The following is a 20420-nucleotide window of genomic DNA, read 5'->3' on the forward strand; positions in this document are numbered from 1 at the left end:
CAAATTGGCACACATGGAGAGTAAAAAACCCGCCAAATGGCGGGTTTTCCAATCAATTTCAGAGTTTTACCTCAAAAATTTTAATTACCGGTAATCTTCCGGGCTAGGACAAGCACACATCAGATTCCGGTCGCCGTAGACGTCGTCGATGCGCGTCACTGTTGGCCAGAACTTGTTGTCGGCAACGTACTGCGTTGGGAAAGCCGCGTATTGACGGTCGTAAGCGCGGTCCCAGCCGGCGTCGAAAATGTCGGCCATGGTGTGCGGCGCGAAGTGCAGCGGGCTGTTGTCCGCGGTCCACTCGCCGGCTTCGACTTTGGCAATTTCAGCGCGGATAGAGGTCATCGCTTCGATGAACTTGTCCAGCTCAGCTTTGGATTCTGATTCGGTTGGTTCAATCATCAGCGTACCAGCTACCGGGAATGACATCGTTGGTGCGTGGAAACCGTAGTCCATCAGACGCTTGGCGATATCCATTTCGGTGACGCCAGTGGCTTCTTTCAGTGGACGCATGTCGATAATACATTCGTGCGCGACGCGGCCGTTGGTGCCTTTGTACAGTACCGGGAACATCGGGTCGAGTTTGGCAGCCATGTAGTTCGCGTTCAGGATCGCCATTTCGGTTGCCTGACGTAAGCCATCGCCGCCCATCATTTTGATGTACATCCAGCTGATTGGCAGAATGCCGGCGCTACCGAATGGTGCCGCAGATACTGCGCCATTGTTTGCGCCGGTGTCTTCGATTTTCACCACAGCGTGGTTTGGCAGGAATGCCGCCAGCTGTTTCTTCACACCGATTGGACCCATGCCCGGGCCGCCACCGCCGTGTGGAATACAGAAGGTTTTGTGCAGGTTTAAGTGCGATACGTCCGCACCGATAAAGCCTGGTGCTGTCACGCCAACCTGCGCGTTCATGTTGGCGCCGTCCATGTAAACCTGGCCGCCATGCGCGTGGATGATGTCACACAGCTCACGAATGGATTCTTCAAATACACCGTGCGTAGACGGGTAAGTCACCATGATGGCCGCTAAACGGTCAGACACAGCTTCAGCTTTGGCTTTTAAATCGGCCATATCGATGTTGCCTGACTTGTCACAGTCGACCAGCACCACTTCGAAGCTTGCCATAGCCGCAGTTGCCGGGTTAGTCCCGTGTGCAGACACCGGAATTAAACAGATGTTGCGGTGACCTTCGCCACGGCTTTCGTGATATTTGCGAATGGCAATCATACCGGCGTATTCGCCTTGCGCGCCTGAGTTTGGCTGCATCGACATTTGGTCGTAGCCGGTGATGTTGACCAGCCAGTCGGCCAGTTCGCCAATCATCTGGTAATAACCTTCAGCCTGATTTTTTGGCACGAACGGGTGCAATGCGCCAAATTCTGGCCAGGTCACCGGGATCATTTCGGCAGTGGCGTTTAACTTCATCGTGCAAGAACCTAATGAAATCATTGAGTGGTTCAGTGCTAAGTCTTTGTTTTCCAGCTTTTTGATATAACGCAGCATCTCAGTTTCGCTGTGATACTGGTTAAAGACCGGGTGCGTTAAATACTTGGATGTACGGACTAAATCAGCCGGAATTGAGTTGGAGCCTTTGGCAATAATAGCGGCGTCCAGTGCTGCTACATCTAAGCCATGGCCTTTGCCCAAGACTATATCAAACAGCTCAGCGATATCTGCAGCTGTGGTGGCTTCGTTGAAGCTGACGCCTAAAGTGTCGGCTAAATCAGTACGGAAGTTCACACCAGCGGCTTCAGCACGGGCGATGACTTCAGCACGGTTGGCCACGCTGAACGTCACAGTGTCGAACCAGCTGTTGTGCTTCAGCGCAACGCCTTTGGCCGTTAAACCAGCGGCGAATACGTCAGCAGAGCGGTGAATACGCTCAGCGATGTTTTTCAGGCCAACCGGGCCGTGGTACACGCAGTAGAACGACGCCATGTTGGCCAGTAACACTTGTGCAGTACAGATGTTGGAGTTGGCTTTTTCGCGGCGGATGTGTTGCTCACGGGTTTGCATGGCCATGCGCAGCGCCTGATTACCACGGCGGTCTTTGGACACACCGATGATGCGGCCTGGCATCGAACGTTTGTAATCATCGCGGGTGGCGAAGAACGCTGAGTGTGGGCCACCGAAGGCCATTGGCACACCAAAACGCTGGGCTGAACCTAACACCACATCTGCGCCTAATTCACCCGGAGATTTTAACAGCAGCAGCGCCATTGGGTCAGTTGCGACCGCAACCACAGCTTTTTTCGCTTTTAAATCAGCGATTAACTGTGCGTCGTTACGTACTTCACCTGTCGTTGACGGGTATTGGATTAAGGCACCAAATACGTCGTGGTTCACGGCGTCAGCAGCTTTGCCTACGATAGTGTCAAAACCAAACATCTCGGCACGGGTACGCACGACGTCTATGGTTTGCGGGTGCACGTCGTCGGCGATGAAATAAGTGTTGGATTTGTTTTTGGTGACGCGTTTGGCCAGTGCCATCGCTTCAGCAGCGGCTGTGGCTTCGTCCAGCAGCGAGGCTGATGCCAGATCCATACCGGTTAAATCTAACGACACTTGCTGGAAATTCAGCAGTGCTTCTAAACGGCCCTGGGCAATTTCTGGCTGGTATGGCGTGTACGCGGTGTACCAGCCCGGGTTTTCCAGCACGTTACGCAAAATCACGTTTGGCGTGTGCGTTGGGTGGTAACCCATACCGATGTAAGATTTGAAGATTTTGTTTTTGCTGGCAACCGCTTTTAAGTAAGCCAGAGCTTCCACTTCGTTAACAGCTTCGCCTGTCGCTAAAGGCGTGGTCAGACGGATGCCGGCTGGCACTGTCTGCGCGATCAGCTCTTCGACGCTGCTGACACCGAGTTCGGCCAGCATGGCCTGGGTCTGTTCAGCGTCCGGACCAATGTGGCGGGCGATAAATTCTTGATGATTCGCAAGTTGCGACAGGGTTTTGACTGAAGTGGTCATGCCTGAGATTCCTGGTTGTGAACTAAAAAGCGATAAATTCGGGTACAGAAAAAGGCCGGGCCGCTAAATCAAAGCCCCGTAAAACGGGGCTTTGCGGCGCTGGCACTGGGCCTTGCTTATTCTTCGTCGATGGCGTTTTTGTAACCTGCGGCGTCTAACAGGCCAGCTACTTCGCTCTCGTCAGACGCTTTGATTTTGAACATCCAGCCGTCGGTGTATGGTGCGCTGTTGACCAGCTCTGGTGAATCGGTCAGTGCGTCGTTGACTGCAACGATTTCACCGGCGATTGGTGCGTAGATGTCAGAAGCCGCTTTGACAGATTCAGCGACTGCAACGTCGTCGCCCTGGCCAACAGAGTCGCCTACTTCCGGCAGCTCAACAAACACCATGTCACCCAGCAGGTCCTGAGCGTGCTCAGTAATACCTACGGTGTACACACCGTTGCCTTCACTGCGCAGCCACTCGTGAGAAGTTGCATATTTTAATTCGGTAGGGATATTGCTCATTTATTAATTCCTCGGACCTAACTCGACGTTTTTTATTGAGTATTTGTGTAAAAAATCTGCAAAAGCCAGTTTAGACGACTTTTTTGCCCATGCGGACAAAAGACGGCTTCACCACTTTCACTGGTACTAATTTACCACGGATATCCACTTCAGCCGTGTCGCCGGTCGATGCCGGGACCCGCGCCATCGCAATAGAATAACCTAAGGTTGGTGAGAAAGTACCAGAAGTGATTTCACCTTCGCCACCTTCAACCACCACGCGCTGACCATGACGTAACACACCTTTTTGTTCCATCACCAGACCTACCAGCTTGGCAGTGCCGGCAGCTTTTTGTTGCTCAAGCGCTGCACGGCCGATGAAGTTACGGTCGCTTGGTTCCCAGGCGATAGTCCAGCCCATGTTGGCCGCCAGTGGTGATACGGTTTCGTCCATATCCTGGCCATACAGGTTCATACCGGCTTCTAAACGCAGCGTGTCGCGTGCGCCTAAACCAGCTGGTTTTACGCCTGCATCTAACAGTTGTTGCCAAAAATCAGCGGCTTTAGCTTCTGGTACAGAAATTTCGTAGCCGTCTTCACCGGTGTAACCCGTGGTGGCGATAAATAAATCACCGGCCTGCACACCAAAAAATGGTTTCATGCCAGCCACAGCAGCTTGTTGTTCAGCAGTCAGAATAGTAGCGACTTTGGCTTTTGCGTTCGGGCCTTGTACGGCGATCATCGCAAACTCGGGACGCTCTGTGACGCTGACGTCAAAGGCTTTGGCTTGCGCGTTGATCCAGGCTAAGTCTTTTTCGCGGGTGGCAGAGTTCACCACTAAGCGGAAGAAATCTTCGGTCAGGAAATAAACGATCAGGTCGTCGATGACACCACCGGCTTCATTCAGCATACCGCTGTATAAGGCTTTACCGGAGACGGTGAGTTTGGCCACGTCATTGGCCAATAAGAAACGCAGGAATTCGCGGGTGCGGGTGCCTTTGAGGTCAACGATGGTCATGTGTGACACGTCGAACATGCCGGCGTCCTGACGCACAGCGTGGTGCTCTTCAATCTGTGAACCGTAGTGCAGCGGCATGTCCCAGCCGTGGAAATCGACTACTTTTGCGCCAGCTTCAAGATGTTTTGCGTATAACACAGTTTGTTGAGCCATCAGTACTTTCCTCTGGTGCCGGTACATAGCCGGCTGTCTAGGTATTAAACCTGTAAGGGCAGAAAGTGACACAGTCAGTCGGGCGGATGCCGCTATCACCGACTGGCCACCAAAAGATGGCCCGGATTATAACCGATGGGTTTCGCCTCAAATAGCCCCTTTTCGATTAGATTTAATAATCCGAAAACAGGCGCTATGACCGCCCTCTGCGTTCAACATTACAGCGAGATGACGCCAGGCCGCGCCACAGCTGGCAAATCACCCTGATTACCCAGCGCCGCCGCCAGCAGTTGCCGCTTCACCGGCGCCAGCTGGTTAGTGGCCGCCATGCCAACAGCTCGTACCAGCTTGGCCAATGGATGCTGCAACATAAAGCCGCGTTTAAAGGCTTCCATCAACGCAATCATCTGTTGCGCCTCAGCTTTTCGCCAGCGTTCGTACTGCCGCAGCATGCGCGGCTCATTACAGGTTCGACCAGTGTTGATATTTTGTACTATTAGTTCTGCTAATGCGCAAACATCCATCAGACCGAGGTTCATGCCCTGCCCGGCGAGCGGATGAATGGTGTGGGCCGCATCGGCGACCAGCACCGCATTGTGTTTCAGCCATTGGCTGGCATAACGCATTTTCAGTGGATAACTGCGCCGCTCGCTTTGTACCGCAAGCACACCGAGCACCGACTGACTGGCCGCCGTCAGCGCCTGATTAAATTGTTCGGCAGGCAGAGCAATCAGCTCCGCCGCACGTTCCGGCGCCACACTCCAGACAATAGACACTAAATGCGGGTCGGCCAGCGGCAACAACGCCAAAGGCCCGGTTGGTAAAAACACCTGACGCGCAGTGGCCTGATGCGGCTCGCTGGTGCGCACTACTGCGACTAAACCGTGATGATCGTAATCCCAAAATGCCAATGGCATTTTTAACTGCTCGCGTACCATTGAATTGGCGCCGTCGGCGCCAACTAACAACTTGCTGATATAGGCGCTGCCGTCAGCGAGCGTCAGCAGGTTCTGCCGCTCACTGGCGCTGATTTGTGTGATGCGCGCATCAAACTTCCACTGGATATTTGGAAATTGCAGTGCACGTTGATACAAGCACGTGCGTAGCTCTTCGTTGTCGACTATCCAGCCGAGTGCTGCCTCTTTACGCATAACAGCCGCATCGAGCGCGCCTAAATCTGAGGTGGCAAATTCAATGCGGGCAAAGCTGTCCGCTTCCCACACCTGCATCTGCTGATAAGCCGGTTTGGCAGTTAACAGCTGCCAGACGCCAAGACTAGCCAGCACGCGCTGTGATGCCAGATTCAGCGCGCTGACGCGGTTGAGCTGTGCCGGTCCTGCAACAGGTGCCGGGCCTTGCTCCAGCACTGTGATTGGTAAATCCGGGCAATTTTTGGCAAGGAGTAAGGCCAAAGTCAGGCCTGCACTGCCGGCGCCGGTGATCAGAATATCGGTATCTAACATGATGAATGTCCGTTAGCGGCGCCTGTTGCCACTTGAGAGGCCACATCAGGGGCCGCTTGCTGAGGCATGATTTGCTGCTGCGTGATTTGTTGTTTTTGGCTGGCGAGTGGTGACAGCCCCATCGTCAGTGCGGCAAAAGGCTGCTTTAACACATCGCACTGGTTTAACACACTGAGGCCAATACTGCGGCCTAGTGCCAGCAACTTACTGTCATTGGAAAATAACCGCACCAGACTGTCGGTAAAACCGACCACCTGCGCCATGTCGGCGCAACGCAATTGCTGATATTGCCGGGTTAAGCCATAAGCGCCGGCGTCATTTGGTTGAAGAGCCAATAGCTGCAACAGCGCGTCTAAATCGCGCAGCGCCAGATTAAAGCCCTGGCCAGCAATGGGATGTAAGTTATGCAGGCTGTTACCGCACAGCACCAGCCGGTGGTCGGCGGCTTTGGCGGCGGTTTTTAGTTTCAGCGGATACACTACGCGGTTGCCGACGCCGTTAAAAACCCCGGCGCTATAACCAAATGCCTGTTGTAGCGCTGCGATAAACTCATTGTCCGGCAATGCCTTCAGCGCTACTGTCTGCTCAGGCTGACAAGTCCAGACCAGCGAATAACGCTGCTGCGTGAGTGGCAAAAGCGCCAGCGGGCCATCTGTGGTGAAACGTTCAAAAGCTTTGCCTTGATGCGGCGCAGAGACTGCGATATTGGCGATCAGCGCGCTTTGCTGATAATCATGTTGCACGCTATCAACACCAGCCAGCATGCGGCTGGGTGAATCGCCGCCTTCGCACAGCACTAACAAACGGCAGCTAAGCTCGGCACCGCTTTGTAATTGCAGATGTTGGCAGTCACGTTCTGTGTGGATAGCGCTGATTTGGTCCGGTCTGAACCAGACCAGCTGCGAAGCCGGCACTTGTTGTAACTGCTGATACAGCAATCGGCCAATCCATTCAATTTCAATGACATAACCCAAAGCGCTGCGGCCAAACTCGCTTGCCGTCAACCGGCTTTTGCCAAAGTGGCCACGGTCCGACACCTGAATATGTTCGATGGCGCAGGCATGTGATTTGAGTTCCGGCCAAATGCCCCACTCTGCCAGCAAGGTCACGCTGCCGGCAGACAGCGCAATGCTGCGGCTGTCAAAGCTGCTGGTATGTTGGGCTGTGGTATCTGCGCTTTGTTGTCCGGCGATCTGTTGTTCTGGCTGTTGTTCAATGATCGCAATGCGAAAAGACGGCAACTGCCGGCTGATTTGCAGCGCCAGCATAGCGCCGGTCATACCACCGCCGGCGATCACCAGATCAAAGTTGTGGTCGTTATTGGTATTGGGTGCCGTGCTTTGGGCTGAACTCACACCTGCTCCTGTGCTTTGGCTGCTGTGCTTTGATGGCTGCGCTTTTATTGCTTTAGGCGCCGCGGTTAAAACGACCGGCCGGCCATTAAAGCTTCAATCTCAGCGATGGTTTTGGGCACAGTGTCGGTCAGATTCAGGTGGCCGTCTTTGATCACCAACAAATCATCTTCAATTCGTACCGCCATGCCCCACCAGCGCGGGTCACAATCTGAGCCGGTCGGAATATACAAGCCTGGCTCAATCGTCAGCACCATGCCAGGTTCAAACGGCCGCTCTATGTCCGCAACTTTGTATGCACCGACATCATGCACATCAAGGCCAAGCCAGTGGCCAAGGCCATGAATAAAATACTTTTTACAGGCTTGTTCGGCGATTAAAGTCGGCAGGTCGCCGTGCAAAATGCCTAAATCACGTAAACCACGCGTCAGTTCAGCAAGAGCGGCAGCAACTGTATCGCGTGTGCTGTTGCCAGGTTTGACTGCAGCGCAGGCGGCATATTGCGCGTCTAACACCACTTGATACAAAGCCGCCTGATCGGCGCTGAATTTGCCATTCACCGGAAAAGTACGGGTGATATCGGCAGCATAACCGGCCAGTTCGCCGCCGGCGTCAATCAGCACTAAATCACCGTCTTTGAGCGCATCATTATTGTCGGTGTAATGCAAAATACAGCCGTTTTCACCACCACCAACAATAGTGTTGTACGCCTGCTGCCGCGCACCGTGCATGGCGCAGAAATGGCGAATTTCGGCTTCAAGCTGATATTCAAATACACCGGGCGCGGTTATTTGCATGGCGCGTTTATGCGCACCGGCACTGATACGGCCGGCCTCGCGCATCAGCGCAATTTCGTGTTCGTCTTTAAATAAACGCAGTTCAGCAGTGAGCGGGCGCAAATCCTGAATATGCACCGGCGCGCTGTAACCGCGTTTGGGATAAGTGCGTAAAGTTTGCAGCGTCTGGAAAATCTTCTCGTCCAGTTCGGCATAAGCGCCCTGCGCAAACACCAGCGTCTGTTTGCCATTGAGCGCCTGCAGCAGCTCCTGCTCCAGCACATCGTTGCACAAAGCCGGTAAACCAAATTGCTGCGCAGTCACTGCCGGACCAAAACGCCGCCCTTGCCAGACTTCGGCCAGCTCGTCTTTCGGCCGGCACAACAATAATTCGCGGCAAGCGCCGTCGGTATCTTTACTTAAAATCAGCCAGGCTTCCGGCTCGGGAAAACCGGTCAGGTACAGCAGGTCGCTGTCCTGGCGGTAGGGATAATCTGTATCACGGCTACGAACAACTTCTGGTGCCGCGCAGTGCACCAGCACAGCGCCAGGGGTTAAACTGGCCAGCAGCGCGGCGCGGCGTTTGGCATACACAGCAACAGGCACCAGCGGAATTTGTGGTTGCGGCGTCATCAGGGCCTCTTATCAGCAGTTTTGCTTAGGTGTTGTCAGTGATTTAGTGCAGCGTCTGGCTGGCGACTTCCGTCGCCGCAAACTTTTGGCCAACTTCACAGAAGCAGGTCAGCACCATCACCCGCACATGCTCCAGCACCAGGAAATACGACTCTTCGTTTTCCGCTTCGCTGCTGTCGTCCGGCGTGTAGATATCAATACGGGTGACTTCGGTTAACTGTTCAACCGCGTCGCGCACTTCTTCGGCGACAATCGACAAATCGGTTTGCTGAATGGCAAACCCAACTAAAAATGCCTGCGACCATTCAACTAGAGCCTCCAGACGCTCCGGCAGCGCGTCGTCGTCGCTTGGCAGCAACGGACTAAACCCCAGCTCTTCGTCGGCCAGCTGGCGCGCCGTTTCACCGATGAGTTCACTGATCTGGCTTTTTAAAGCTGCATTGACCGCTTGCCCGTCGTTTAAGAAGTCGTGTAAAACTGGTAGAATCTGATTCGCATCCGCCGGGACACCGGCACTTAACATGCCGGCGATCAGGCCGTGCAGCTCGGCTGCCGACGCCATCAGCGCATTTTGATCTAAAGCGCTGGTCCAGAGGTCGAAATTCATTAAAGGATGTTTAGGCATAACAGCATCATCAGGCAGTGTAAATGCCACTATGCTAACACCGGGCTTTCTGAGCGCCAAGCGCGCACCGCCCTGAACCTATTAACCAGACAGTGGCCGCGGCCGCTGTAGTCACCAGAAAAGCAGACATTATGTATCCAAAAGCGCAAAAACCAGCCGCCAATCCGAATAAACCAAAACAGCTGACTATCGCTGTATTAGGCCGCCACATGAAAATTTCCTGCCCGGCCGGCCAGGAAGAAAAACTGCAGGCGGCGCTGACTGAACTGGAAAGCCGCGTCAGCAACACCCGTTACCAACCGGGCGTACACGGTGCAGAAGATGTGTTGCTGATGATTGCGCTAAATTTGTGCAATGAGTTGCTGGAAGCGAAAAAGAGCGACGAATAAGGCTTATTTCGCCGGATTCCGGTGATATACTGGCAACGTTCTCTGAGTTGTTTGTGACTGGCTGATGTCCCTGAGCCGATAATTCTTTACATCAGGGTTTCTTCTCCAGCGCTATTGTGCAAGCCCGGCCCGTACCGGGAAGCCTGCGGTGCTGATTGGTTTCCCGCCTTGAACCTCTGGTTCAAGGGCTTACGCCGGTCACGGCAATTCGGAGAACACTTTCGGAGTATGCTTAAGTTGCAGCAAGCCAATCCCGCGTTATCTCCCGGTTTCTCTACTGACTTTCAGCCCGACGCTGACAAACAAACACTGCGTAAACAAATTCGCCAGCAAGTGCGTAAAGCCCGCCAACAATTAAGCACAGAATTCCAGGCAGAATGTGCCGCAGCTTTGGTGCAACAAGCACAACAATTCCCTGACTTGCAGCAAGCACAGCATATTGCGCTGTACCTTAGTAACGACGGTGAACTCGACACCGCACCGCTGCTTGCTTACCTGCAGCAGCAAGGCAAAATTCTGTATCTACCGGTGCTGCACCCTTTTACGCCGGGTTATCTGTTATTCCAGCGTTATGACGCGTTAACCCCGATGCAGCTGAATAAATTCGGTATCCGCGAGCCTAAACCAGACGTCACAACCATCGAGCTACCAACGCAACTTGACCTTATTTTTATGCCGTTGGTGGCTTTTGACGAACAAGGCAAACGCCTTGGTATGGGCGGTGGTTTTTACGACCGCACGCTGGCGACTTTGCCAAAAACCAGCCAAAAGCCGCTATTAGTGGGCCTCGCGCATCAGTGTCAGCAAGTGGCAGCAGTTCCCACCGAACCCTGGGATGTGCCACTGCCGCTGGTGCTGACGCCACAGCAACTCTGGGATTTTCGCTGATCTTCAACTGATTTCTGTTGGATTTTGCCGCAGTTTAGCCAGTCCTTAGCGCCCAAACCTGACATCCCGCTGAACAGCCCCTATACCTGACACAAGTTTTTGATATACTCGGCTTTCCTCAGTCACCTTATGGTTTATATGGAAATCCTCATACTTGTTAGTCTGATTTTGTTAAACGGCTTATTTGCTATGTCAGAAATCGCCATAGTCACAGCACGCAAATCACGTCTGACAGCCCTGGCCCACAACGGCCGCTCCTCTGCCGCCATCGCGCTAAAACTGGCGGAAGACCCAACGCAATTTTTATCGACAGTACAGATTGGTATCACCTCGATTGGTATCTTAAACGGTATCTTCGGTGAAGCCGTGCTGGCTGGCCCGTTCTCGATGTGGCTGCAAAGTTATGGCCTGTCAGAAGCCTTCAGTTCGATTTTCTCCACTGTATTAGTGGTTGTAGTCGTGACTTATGTCTCCATCGTCGTCGGCGAACTGGTGCCAAAACGCATTGGCCAAATCAGCGCCGAAACCATCGCCTGCATCATGGCAAAACCAATGCTGGCGCTTGCGATGCTGACTAAGCCGTTTGTCTGGTTGTTGTCTGGCTCTACCCACGGCCTGATGCGGGTGTTTGGTTTTGCCCATAGCCAGGAATCCAATGTCACCCACGAAGACATTCAGGCGCTGCTGCAGGAAGGTTCCAGCAGCGGTGTCATTGAACACACCGAACATACTATGGTGAAAAACGTGTTTCGCCTGGACGAGCGCAGCATTTCGTCATTAATGGTACCGCGTTCAGACATCGTGTTTCTCGACATCGAATTGCCGCTTGCTGAAAACATGCAACGCGTGATGCAGTCGCCGCATTCGCGCTTTCCGATTTGCAAAGGCCACGCTGATGAATTAATTGGCATTATTTCCGCCAAGCAGCTGCTGGCGCAGTCAGTGGCTGGTACCTTAAATGACCTGCAACAGCTGGCGCAGCCTTGTAACTTTGTGCCAGACAGCTTAACCGGCATGGAATTGTTAGAGCACTTCCGCAGCTCCGGCAGCCAGATGGTGTTTGTCGTCGACGAATACGGCGACCTCAAAGGCCTCGTGACCTTACAAGACTTAATGGACGCGCTGACCGGTGAATTTAATCAGGCCGACTCTGCCGAGCAGGACCTGATGGTGGTGCAGCGCGACGACGGATCTTATTTACTCGACGGCCTGCTGCCGGTCATCGACTTAAAAGATTGCTTAGGTATCAGCAAGTTGCCGGAAGAAGACAGCAAACGCTATCAGACGTTAAACGGCCTGATTATGATGCTGCTGGGTAAAATTCCGCAAACCGCCGACAAAGTAGAACTGGACGACTGGTTACTGGAAATTGTCGATATGGACGGCAAACGCATCGACAAAGTGCTGGCCAAACGTATTGAACCGGTAGCCGAAGAAGAGATGCCGGGCGCGTTGGCCGACTAACCACGTCTGACTCACCGCCACCTGGCTTTGATTCCGCGCTGTTCGTCGCAGCAGCAACATTTCGCAACATTTCACGCCATCCGCCCACTTGGGCGGATGTTTGCTTTTATGCTAGCCTCGGCAAGATCTGTTAAAAACAGCTGATTCAATAACAAGATGACAACGCCCCGCGTCAGTCGTCATTTCACAGGAACACAAATGAAAACAATTCACTGGCTGACTCTCGGGTCAGCACTGGCGCTTGGCGCATGCCAGCAAACCAGCCAGCCGCAAGTCGCAGCCGCGGCAGTTACCCCGGTCGCTAATCAGGAAAACAGCCAACGAGCCATTGCTGAACGTGTTGAAGCGCACATGTTGTTTTTAGCCGACGACGCCCTCGCCGGCCGCGATACCGGCAGCAACGGCCACTTGATTGCCAGCCATTACATTGCCAGTAATTTCCAACAGTTAGGCTTAAAGCCTGCCGGCACTCAAGGTTACCTGCAGCCGGTACCGATGAAACAAAGCAAGCTGGTGCAATCCAGCCCAAAACTGAGCCTGACGGTAGACGGCAAAGCGACTGATTTCGCTTTCCCTAAACAATTTATGACAGGCCCAAGCAGCCATGAAGGTAAAGTGGATGTCAGCGCCGGCCTGGTGTTTGTCGGTTATGGCCTGGTGTCAAAAGAATTTGGTATCGACGACTACGCCGGTTTAGACGTTAAAGGCAAAGTCGTGGTCATTCTGCCGGGTCGCCCTGAAGCGCTGCCAAGCGAAGAAGCCGCGCATATCGCATCATTAAAAGCCCGCACCGCCGCGGAAAAAGGCGCTGTGGGTATGATCACTGTCAACACGCCAAAAGATGAAAAACTGCGTCCGTTCGCGCAAGGCGCGATGTTCCTGCACCAGCCACGCATCCGCTGGTTACATGCTGACGGCGTCGCAGAAGGTGATTATCCACAGCTGAAAATTTCGGCATCACTGGATATGAAACCAGCCGAAGCACTGTTTGCCAAAGCGCCAATGTCATTAAAAGACATCTACGCGCAGCTGGAGAAAAAACAAGCGCCAAAAGGTTTTGTCCTGCCAGGTGAAGTGAATTTCAGCCGCCAGTCTGAACATCAGCAAATCAGCAGCCCGAACGTCGCCGCAGTGCTGGAAGGTTCTGATCCGGTACTGAAAAACGAATACGTAGTCGTCACCGCACACTCAGACCACATTGGCGTCGGTGTAGATATGCGCAGCAAAGACCGCATCAACAACGGCCTGATGGATAACGCTGCCGGCGTCGCCATAATGCTGGAAACTGCACGTCTGTTTGCCAACGCACCGGTCAAACCAAAACGCTCAATTTTATTTGTCGCGGTCACAGGTGAAGAAAAAGGCCTGCTCGGTGCCGACTACTTCGCCCATAACCCAACCCGCCCGGCCGACAAGCTGGTGGCCAACGTTAATCTCGACATGCCAGTGCTGTTATACCCATTTGCCGACATCGTCGCCTTTGGTGCCAACCACTCCAGCTTAGGCCCGGTAGTCGCGAAAGCCGCTGGTTTATATGACGTGAAACTGGCGGCAGACCCAATGCCAGACCAGGCAATTTTCACCCGCTCAGACCACTACACGCTGGTAAAACAAGGTGTGCCATCGGTATTCCTGATGACAGGTTTCACCTCACGCGACCCGAAACAAAAAGGCGGTGAAGTGTGGGGCAAATTCTTCGCCAAGCACTACCACAAACCAACAGATGACGTCGCCGGCCTCACCAAAGACTTCGGCGCCATCCGCTACGACTACGGCGCCCTGTTCGCCGACATCAACTACGCCATCGGCACTGAAATCGCCAACGCCCCAGCGCGCCCAACCTGGAACAAAGAATCGTTCTTCGGCAAGATTTTTGGCAAAGACTACAACACTGTGAAGTGAGTTGTGGTTTGGGTTTTGATTGGAAAAAGGCGCCGCAAGGCGCTTTTTTGTTGGGGTTGAGGCTTGGTTGAAGCAGGATCATTGCTGAAACTGCTTTGGGTGACTGAACCACAACAGAGTGGCAAAGCCAACACCGCCACCACCATGTTCGCTCGTTTGCACCTCCCGCGCTCACTCTTGATCGCTCACTCCGCGGCTGCCGATGCTGGCTTTGACCTTTACCCCGTCTTCAAGGCATGATGCACCATGTTTCCAAGGGAATGGGTTGATTGGCCTATGCGTTTCAGTTTGATAGTCACAGCCTTGATTTGCGCAGGTTTACTGCCCGCTTTGGCATTTGCCGCCAACAGCAACCTTTATCAGGTGCGGCTGAAAAATGGTGATTTACTCAGCGGTGAGGTGAAAAGCAGTTCAGCGACTGCGCTTGTGCTGCACACCGCTTATGCCGGGACTATCACAATCAATCGCAAAGAAGTGCAGGCTTTAAGCCCGCTGCGCGTTGCTGCTAGCCCTGCAGCCAAATCAGTTGCCGCAACAACATCCGAACTATCTGCCGAATCCCCTACGGCAACAACCACCGCCCCAGCGACCGCAATCGCCGCAACATCCCAGGCCACCGAAACTTTAGCGCCAGCCGCCCCCCCGATAAAACAGTGGTCTTTGCAACTCGATTTAAGTGCGGCCACCCGCAATGGCAAAGAACGGGCGGAAAACTACAGCCTGACCGAACGTTTTGAGTATCGCCGCGGGGACTGGCGCAGCAAGTTTGATGCACATTACGACTACGAAACCAAAGAAGCGGCGCGTAAAACGCATAAATATGCGGTTAATCCGGGGCTGGACTATTTCTATAGCAACCAGCTGTTTTGGCGGCTGGATGCCGACTACAGCTACAACTACCTCGCCAGTGATTATAAAAGTGTCGATTTAAGCACAGGCCCAGGTTATGCGGTGTGGCAACAGGGCCCGACGCGGCTGGATTTAGTTTTGCTGCTGGGGCGCAAACAAGCCTATTTTCGTGAAGACGAAGCGTTTCGGCTGCTGACGGAATTTGAATCGCCGCTGGGTTACAACACCGCATCGTTGGCCTGGGATTTCAGCCACAAATGGCCGGGCACTTTGTTGGAAGTCTATAGCGAAGGCAACTGGCTGGAACTGCTCAGCCAGCCGCTCAGCATCTTTGATTTTGCCCGCGAACTGACGATGGAAACCGGTCTACGCTATGCACTGACTGACCAGATCCGCATCAGTTGGTCCTGGCACTACGAAAGAACTGAACTGACGCTGCTGTTACCCAAACTGCCGCGCACTTCGCTGGATTTATTTGATTCGAAACAAAAAATCAGCATCGGCGCGGCTTTTTGATATACACTTGGAACATCATGAAAATTGACTTACGACTCTGTAACTACGTATCTCTTTTATCTATATCGCAGATAGAAATGAATAGCCCTCATTTCATTTTAATATGATTCTGTATCATCGCGCTTTTACACCTAGAAGCATATACTTGACCTAGCGACAAAAATAAAAAATGCCCACTATACATTGGAGGGCATTTAAATCAGTGCATCAAAATGTGAACGTCGGACGTTTACATTTTAAGATGTGTGCCACGCAAATTCTTTTTCGTCGAAGCTTACCCGTCGTACCCCAAATTAATGTATTTAATCGCCAACAACTTCTCACCTGAAAATAAAATATACATTATAAGGTTTTCATCATAAGACGAAATCTTTACTTCACACGAAGATATACATTTTTTTTTAAAAAAATCAAAAGCAACACTTGAATCAATAAATAGCTCAATCAATTTATTAGAACTTTTCACTGTTGCACATAGAGTGTTAACCTTATTATATTTTTCTGATACCACTTGTTCAACATGCAAATCTGAATCACTAAAAGTTATATAAGACTGAATATCAGCATTGTGAATACTTCCGGCATAATGCTCCTTGCGCTTGTAATGTTTCACTAGATAGTCAAATATTTTTTTGTCATCAACCTGCTTAAATATATCTCCATTGGAGATTAACTTTATACCAGCTGTATTTTCTGATATTGGAATATCGAACAGACAAGACCCTTCGTTTGCTTTGGCATAACCGATAATGGCACACCAGAAAAAAATAAATTTAATAATAGTCATTAAGTAGTCCCTCTAGCTCTGTCGGTTCAGATCTAACTTCTGATTTCTTGAATAAGCCATCAATAGGTATAGATTCTGTTTTTAATATTTCATAATGTAAATGTGGTCCATTTGTATATTTCCCAGTGTTTCCTGACTTCATAATGTTATCACCCAATTTGACTGTATCCCCTTTCTCAACATTGAATTTAGAACCGTGAGCATATGAAGTGTACACTTTATTACCAGTCATGCTGGAATGTTCTAAAACAACCATTTTCCCATAACCTGAGTCAGTACCAGCGAAAGTAACTTTCCCATCTGCAACAGCGCTAACAGAGGTTCCTTCGGAGACTCCATAATCTGTTCCTTTATGATTTTTGGAACCTTTAGGTGTATTTCTTGGTCCCATTTTCGATGTGATTACTGCACTCCCTACGGGACTATTTAACGATGATTTAAAATTGGGTTTTGAAAAAGCCCCCTCTGCTACAACATATGTACAGCCACGCCCCATCAACTTGCCTTTAAACAACCCACAAGTCCCCTCCGGATCCACCTTATTCATCGGATCATTGCCGACATAGGCGTACCAGTTCATGCCGTCTTTGTAGCCGAGAGGATCGGTTTGCAGGAAGCGACCTAGCTTTGGATGGTAGACCCTGGCTTTGTAGTGATAAAGCTCGGTGCCCGGTAACAGGATTTGGCCTGTGTATCTGAAACGGGACGTGCTGGCATTCATCGGCTCGCCGTAGGGGCCATATTGGTGTTTTTGCACCACAGTGCCCGCGGCATTGGTCTCAGCGATAATACTGCCGCGTTCGTCTGCTAACAGGTAGGTTGGACTGGTGGTACCATTGCCATCATAGCTGAGCAGTGGGTCGTCACTGCCGATGCCGTGAACATAGCGTTTAAGCAAAGCACCGCTGGCATTGTATTCCGCCACTAACTCATTGCCGTCGTACAAAAAAGTCGTTTTGTTGCCATTTAAGGTGCTGTTGTTTAGACGGCCAGTGGCGTCATATTCCAGGCTCAGGTTTTGGCCTGATTTACTGGCTGATGTCAGCCGGTTGTGGGCGTTGTAGTTATACGTCCAGCTGTCAAAGTTTTTTAAATTACCATTGAGGTCATAACTAAAGCTCTGGCCGCCATAAGTCGTATATTGATTTAGATTGTTGGGCTGATAGTCCTGCCGACCCGGTTGCGGAATTTTAATTTGAAAATCTGCACTGGAAGCTAGCCGATTAATCAGCTGACCTGATGGATTGTATTGAAAACTCAACCGGTTGATATTCAGATGGTCAAAGTTTTGCAGTTGATTGCGCGGTGTAAATGCCAACACTGAGTTGACACTATTCCCACGAAAGATGCCGCTCAGTCGGCCCGTGCCGTCGTAGCTGTAGCTCACCAGGGTTTTATTGGTGTTATCGACAATGCGGCTTAAGCTGCTGTCACTCTCATATGCGTAAGTGACATAAAACCCATCCGGATACGTTAACCGGTTGCGTCGTCCGGCGTTGTCGTAGCCATAAGTCAAGGTTTTGCCATTAGTATTGGTTGTTTCCAGCCGCCCTAAATCTTCATAAGTTGTGCTAACCGTCTGAACGTCACGGCTGACCGACGTTTGCCGGCCCAGGCTGTCATAACCAAAAACGATCGTGCTCTCGGAAGGCACAACGGTATTGCTGAGCCGGTTGGTGTTGTCAAAACTATGTGTGAACATGACGCCATCGCGTTTTCGCAATGTTTGCAGGTTGTGGTTCGCATCATAACCATTTTCCTCAAAACTGCCGTCCGGGAAGGTTGTGCGTTTTAACCGGTCAAAACCGTCATAGCTATACACTGTGCTGTTGCCGTTACCATCTGCACGTGTTTCGACCTGCCCGTTGGCAGTGTAAGTCATCTCAATATCAATACCCTCGGCAGCTGTGCCAAGGCCTGAGATGGTTTTGAGTAAACGTGAATTGGTGTCGTAACTATGCTGACTGATCCGGTCATCGCCATAATCCACTTTGCTGCCAAGCACACAGGCATCAGTTGGCGGCGCCGTGAATTGACCCGGGTCCATTCGCTGAGCAATGCACCGCTGGCGGTTACCGTTGTCATAACTGAATTGCGTTACTGCTTCAATTTGCTGTGCAGATCTGACCTCGGTTTTCAACTTCAGACCTTTGCTATCAAACTGATGCTCAGTAGTCAGTTCAGTCTGCAAATTCTCATCAGTGGCGGAGTTCAGCATGCCTTGCTCCGTCATCCGTACCTGACCATCCTGATTGCGGTAACTGTAACGGATAGCCGATCGCTTACCTTGTTGATTTACCGGTCCAATCTCCCAGGTTTTGCGGCCTGTCACATCGTAACGGTAGTATTTTGCATCAGCAGTGCCTGGCAGAGGCCCGTCTTCCATCAACAGGCGACCTGACGTGTCGTAATCAAATGTTGTGGTTTCGGTTTTACTGCGACTGCCATTGGTCTTACTCACAGTTTTTGGCAGATTGGTATTATTCCAGTAGGTAAATTCGGTAATTTGCTCCAGTTTGCCGCTGCATTGTCCTGTGCCACACACCGAAGTTCTGGTCAGACGGTAAAAACCATTCAGACGCTCAAATGTGTTGGTCGTCAGACGTCTGATACCATTTGCATCTGCGGGTTCCAGCTTGGTCAGCAGACCACCGTGATCCGGGTCAAAACTGTAATCGGTACGGTTGCCTTTCGCATCCAGCGAATGAGTCGGCCGATAGCACAATAAAGTCAGATGGACATCGCAGTTGACGATGTCATAGCCGGCTTCAGTGACAATATCGTTCAGATTAGAACCAGGCTTCGCAATTTGTTGTTTTTTAATCACATTACCGAGGTCGTCATAACTATAGAATTCTTGATTTCCCTCGGGAAAGGTCACGGACTCTACCAGTTTGTGGTCGGTATAGGTGTAGCGGGTTGTTCGCCCCAGACTATCGGTGTCGGACTTGATCAGTTGGCGCTGTTCTGGTGCAGGATATACGCTCAGCTGAATAGTGCGTTGGTAGCCAGCAGGGCCCGTGATCTGAATTTTTGAGAACTGTTTAGCCGGGTCAAAACCAGTGCCGCTCGCTGCGGTATAAACGTATTTATAAGCAAGCCCGCGATCCGTCACGTCAGTGACAAATAAATTGTGATTGATGCCACCATAGTTCAGTGTGGCACTACTGACTTGCAGAGTCTGCGCACTGTCATCCGGCAATTTCAATGAAAATGCTGAGGTAAAATCGCTGGCACCGAGTGCATTTTCAGCACCACTATATCTCCATGTATTCCCCAACATATCGATTTGGCTGTAATCTCCTTGTCCGCTGTAGGTAAAACGCGCCAAATCTGTGGCAGGGGCATCCGTTTTTACAATGCGGGCTGTAGCGACTGAACTCCAGGCAAAAGTTCCAGTGGTAATGTCATTTGATTTATAGGTCAGGATTAACTGATAACCTAAATTTGTGGAGACCGTTTTGGGCCTGTGATATTTCACCCCCCCCAATACTACGGTGTCGTATTGATAACTGAGTTTTTCCCCGTCCGGAAAATACACCTCGCTGGCGTACCAGGTGCCTTCATAGGTTTTTTTACTCAGCGCATCACCGCTGAAATCCTGAAACGAAGACAATAAGGTATACCGCACCAGTAAACCGGTTTTGCCCTGTTTATAGGTAAATTGCCGGGAAGATGCATCCATAGTGCCAAGCAATTTTGACCCGGTACCGTCAGAAGCCACACATTCCGGATTACAGTTAAAAAACTCCGACGTTTTGCCGCCAAAGATCAGGGTGTAACTTTCTTTGCGCGGACCAATCAGGAAGCCCTGTGGTGTAGCGGAGCTGTACAACACACCGGTAATTTTTGAATCGAACTGCTGCATGCTTTGTAATGACAAATTGGGCGCTGCAGGAATTTGTAGTACCGGCAGTTGTGGATAAAATTTGCCGGACATCAGGTCGACGGAGTTCAAATCTGCCGCGACTTGCAACGGTTTTAACGGTTGTAAGTCGTTGGCTTTCAGCAATCCGGTACTCGTCAATAATATGCAGAGACCGATCAGAGTTTTATTAATAAATTTCATTTTGCTGCTTCTCTTGTCAGGTTCGTCCTTGTCCAACTGCGAAGCCGATGCTTCATGAACGCTGATTTCATAAAGCTA

14 protein-coding genes and 1 other RNA gene are annotated in these 20420 nt (G+C 51.4%); 6 read left to right on the top strand and 9 right to left on the bottom strand.

The features are described 5' to 3' along the window. Nucleotides 1–84: 84 nt before the first annotated feature. The 7 genes from gcvP to ABNT34_RS15355 all read right to left on the bottom strand — a co-directional run bounded on the left by gcvP (nucleotide 85) and on the right by ABNT34_RS15355 (nucleotide 9478). On the bottom strand, nucleotides 85–2973 hold the full coding sequence (gene gcvP / locus ABNT34_RS15325; RefSeq protein WP_348733151.1) for an aminomethyl-transferring glycine dehydrogenase: 2889 nt from the start codon (nucleotides 2971–2973) through the stop codon (nucleotides 85–87). A 116-nt stretch (nucleotides 2974–3089) separates the two neighbouring features. Then, the gene (gene gcvH, locus ABNT34_RS15330; RefSeq protein WP_348733153.1) at nucleotides 3090–3479 is read right to left on the bottom strand and encodes a glycine cleavage system protein GcvH; all 390 of its coding nucleotides are present in this window, start codon (nucleotides 3477–3479) and stop codon (nucleotides 3090–3092) included. A gap of 70 nt (nucleotides 3480–3549) precedes the next feature. Further along, on the bottom strand, nucleotides 3550–4629 hold the full coding sequence (gene gcvT / locus ABNT34_RS15335; protein WP_348733155.1) for a glycine cleavage system aminomethyltransferase GcvT: 1080 nt from the start codon (nucleotides 4627–4629) through the stop codon (nucleotides 3550–3552). 218 nt (nucleotides 4630–4847) lie between these two features. Next, nucleotides 4848–6092, bottom strand: a complete 1245-nt coding sequence (locus tag ABNT34_RS15340) for an FAD-dependent monooxygenase (protein ID WP_348733157.1) — start codon at nucleotides 6090–6092, stop codon at nucleotides 4848–4850. After that, complete coding sequence (gene ubiH / locus ABNT34_RS15345; RefSeq protein WP_348733159.1) at nucleotides 6086–7447, bottom strand: 2-octaprenyl-6-methoxyphenyl hydroxylase; 1362 nt, start codon at nucleotides 7445–7447, stop codon at nucleotides 6086–6088. The genes ABNT34_RS15340 and ubiH overlap by 7 nt, the downstream gene beginning before the upstream one ends. 65 nt (nucleotides 7448–7512) lie before the next feature. Continuing rightward, nucleotides 7513–8853, bottom strand: coding sequence for a Xaa-Pro aminopeptidase (gene pepP / locus ABNT34_RS15350; protein ID WP_348733161.1), 1341 nt, complete (start codon nucleotides 8851–8853; stop codon nucleotides 7513–7515). 43 nt (nucleotides 8854–8896) lie between these two features. After that, nucleotides 8897–9478, bottom strand: a complete 582-nt coding sequence (locus ABNT34_RS15355; RefSeq protein ID WP_348733163.1) for a UPF0149 family protein — start codon at nucleotides 9476–9478, stop codon at nucleotides 8897–8899. 131 nt (nucleotides 9479–9609) lie between these two features. Here ABNT34_RS15355 and ABNT34_RS15360 point away from each other — a divergent pair, with 131 nt between their 5' ends. The 6 genes from ABNT34_RS15360 (at nucleotide 9610) to ABNT34_RS15385 (ending at nucleotide 15486) form a co-directional block, all read left to right on the top strand. Continuing rightward, nucleotides 9610–9867, top strand: a complete 258-nt coding sequence (locus tag ABNT34_RS15360; RefSeq protein ID WP_051685726.1) for a cell division protein ZapA — start codon at nucleotides 9610–9612, stop codon at nucleotides 9865–9867. Between the two features lie 36 nt (nucleotides 9868–9903). Then, nucleotides 9904–10086, top strand: a non-coding RNA gene (gene ssrS / locus ABNT34_RS15365) — 6S RNA. Nucleotides 10087–10095: 9 nt separating this feature from the next. Next, nucleotides 10096–10755, top strand: coding sequence for a 5-formyltetrahydrofolate cyclo-ligase (locus tag ABNT34_RS15370; RefSeq protein ID WP_348733165.1), 660 nt, complete (start codon nucleotides 10096–10098; stop codon nucleotides 10753–10755). A gap of 138 nt (nucleotides 10756–10893) precedes the next feature. Next, on the top strand, nucleotides 10894–12219 hold the full coding sequence (locus ABNT34_RS15375; protein ID WP_348733167.1) for a hemolysin family protein: 1326 nt from the start codon (nucleotides 10894–10896) through the stop codon (nucleotides 12217–12219). A 198-nt stretch (nucleotides 12220–12417) separates the two neighbouring features. Next, complete coding sequence (locus ABNT34_RS15380; RefSeq protein WP_348733169.1) at nucleotides 12418–14121, top strand: M28 family metallopeptidase; 1704 nt, start codon at nucleotides 12418–12420, stop codon at nucleotides 14119–14121. A gap of 276 nt (nucleotides 14122–14397) precedes the next feature. Then, nucleotides 14398–15486 carry a DUF481 domain-containing protein gene (locus ABNT34_RS15385; protein WP_348733171.1) on the top strand — a complete coding sequence of 363 codons (1089 nt, stop codon included), beginning with the start codon at nucleotides 14398–14400 and terminating at the stop codon, nucleotides 15484–15486. Nucleotides 15487–15760: 274 nt separating this feature from the next. On the opposite strand, the gene ABNT34_RS15390 is transcribed toward ABNT34_RS15385, so the two are convergent. Beyond that, on the bottom strand, nucleotides 15761–16273 hold the full coding sequence (locus ABNT34_RS15390) for a hypothetical protein (protein WP_348733173.1): 513 nt from the start codon (nucleotides 16271–16273) through the stop codon (nucleotides 15761–15763). Beyond that, nucleotides 16260–20378, bottom strand: coding sequence for a peptidoglycan DD-metalloendopeptidase family protein (locus ABNT34_RS15395; RefSeq protein ID WP_348733175.1), 4119 nt, complete (start codon nucleotides 20376–20378; stop codon nucleotides 16260–16262). Before ABNT34_RS15395 ends, ABNT34_RS15390 begins: the two co-directional genes overlap by 14 nt. Between the last annotated feature and the right edge of the window lie 42 nt (nucleotides 20379–20420).

Origin of the sequence: Rheinheimera texasensis, from assembly GCF_964031785.1 — a bacterium.
GTDB classification, from domain to species: domain Bacteria; phylum Pseudomonadota; class Gammaproteobacteria; order Enterobacterales; family Alteromonadaceae; genus Pararheinheimera; species Pararheinheimera texasensis_A.

What these genes read in the sequence shown, in the direction of transcription:
- gcvP (WP_348733151.1), bottom strand. Translation starts at nt 2,973, where the DNA reads ATGACCACTTCAGTCAAAACCCTGTCGCAACTTGCGAATCATCAAGAA.
- ABNT34_RS15355 (WP_348733163.1), bottom strand. Translation starts at nt 9,478, where the DNA reads ATGCCTAAACATCCTTTAATGAATTTCGACCTCTGGACCAGCGCTTTA.
- ABNT34_RS15390 (WP_348733173.1), bottom strand. Translation starts at nt 16,273, where the DNA reads ATGACTATTATTAAATTTATTTTTTTCTGGTGTGCCATTATCGGTTAT.
- pepP (WP_348733161.1), bottom strand. Translation starts at nt 8,853, where the DNA reads ATGACGCCGCAACCACAAATTCCGCTGGTGCCTGTTGCTGTGTATGCC.
- ABNT34_RS15375 (WP_348733167.1), top strand. Translation starts at nt 10,894, where the DNA reads ATGGAAATCCTCATACTTGTTAGTCTGATTTTGTTAAACGGCTTATTT.
- gcvH (WP_348733153.1), bottom strand. Translation starts at nt 3,479, where the DNA reads ATGAGCAATATCCCTACCGAATTAAAATATGCAACTTCTCACGAGTGG.
- ABNT34_RS15370 (WP_348733165.1), top strand. Translation starts at nt 10,096, where the DNA reads ATGCTTAAGTTGCAGCAAGCCAATCCCGCGTTATCTCCCGGTTTCTCT.
- ABNT34_RS15380 (WP_348733169.1), top strand. Translation starts at nt 12,418, where the DNA reads ATGAAAACAATTCACTGGCTGACTCTCGGGTCAGCACTGGCGCTTGGC.
- ABNT34_RS15340 (WP_348733157.1), bottom strand. Translation starts at nt 6,092, where the DNA reads ATGTTAGATACCGATATTCTGATCACCGGCGCCGGCAGTGCAGGCCTG.
- ABNT34_RS15385 (WP_348733171.1), top strand. Translation starts at nt 14,398, where the DNA reads ATGCGTTTCAGTTTGATAGTCACAGCCTTGATTTGCGCAGGTTTACTG.
- gcvT (WP_348733155.1), bottom strand. Translation starts at nt 4,629, where the DNA reads ATGGCTCAACAAACTGTGTTATACGCAAAACATCTTGAAGCTGGCGCA.
- ABNT34_RS15360 (WP_051685726.1), top strand. Translation starts at nt 9,610, where the DNA reads ATGTATCCAAAAGCGCAAAAACCAGCCGCCAATCCGAATAAACCAAAA.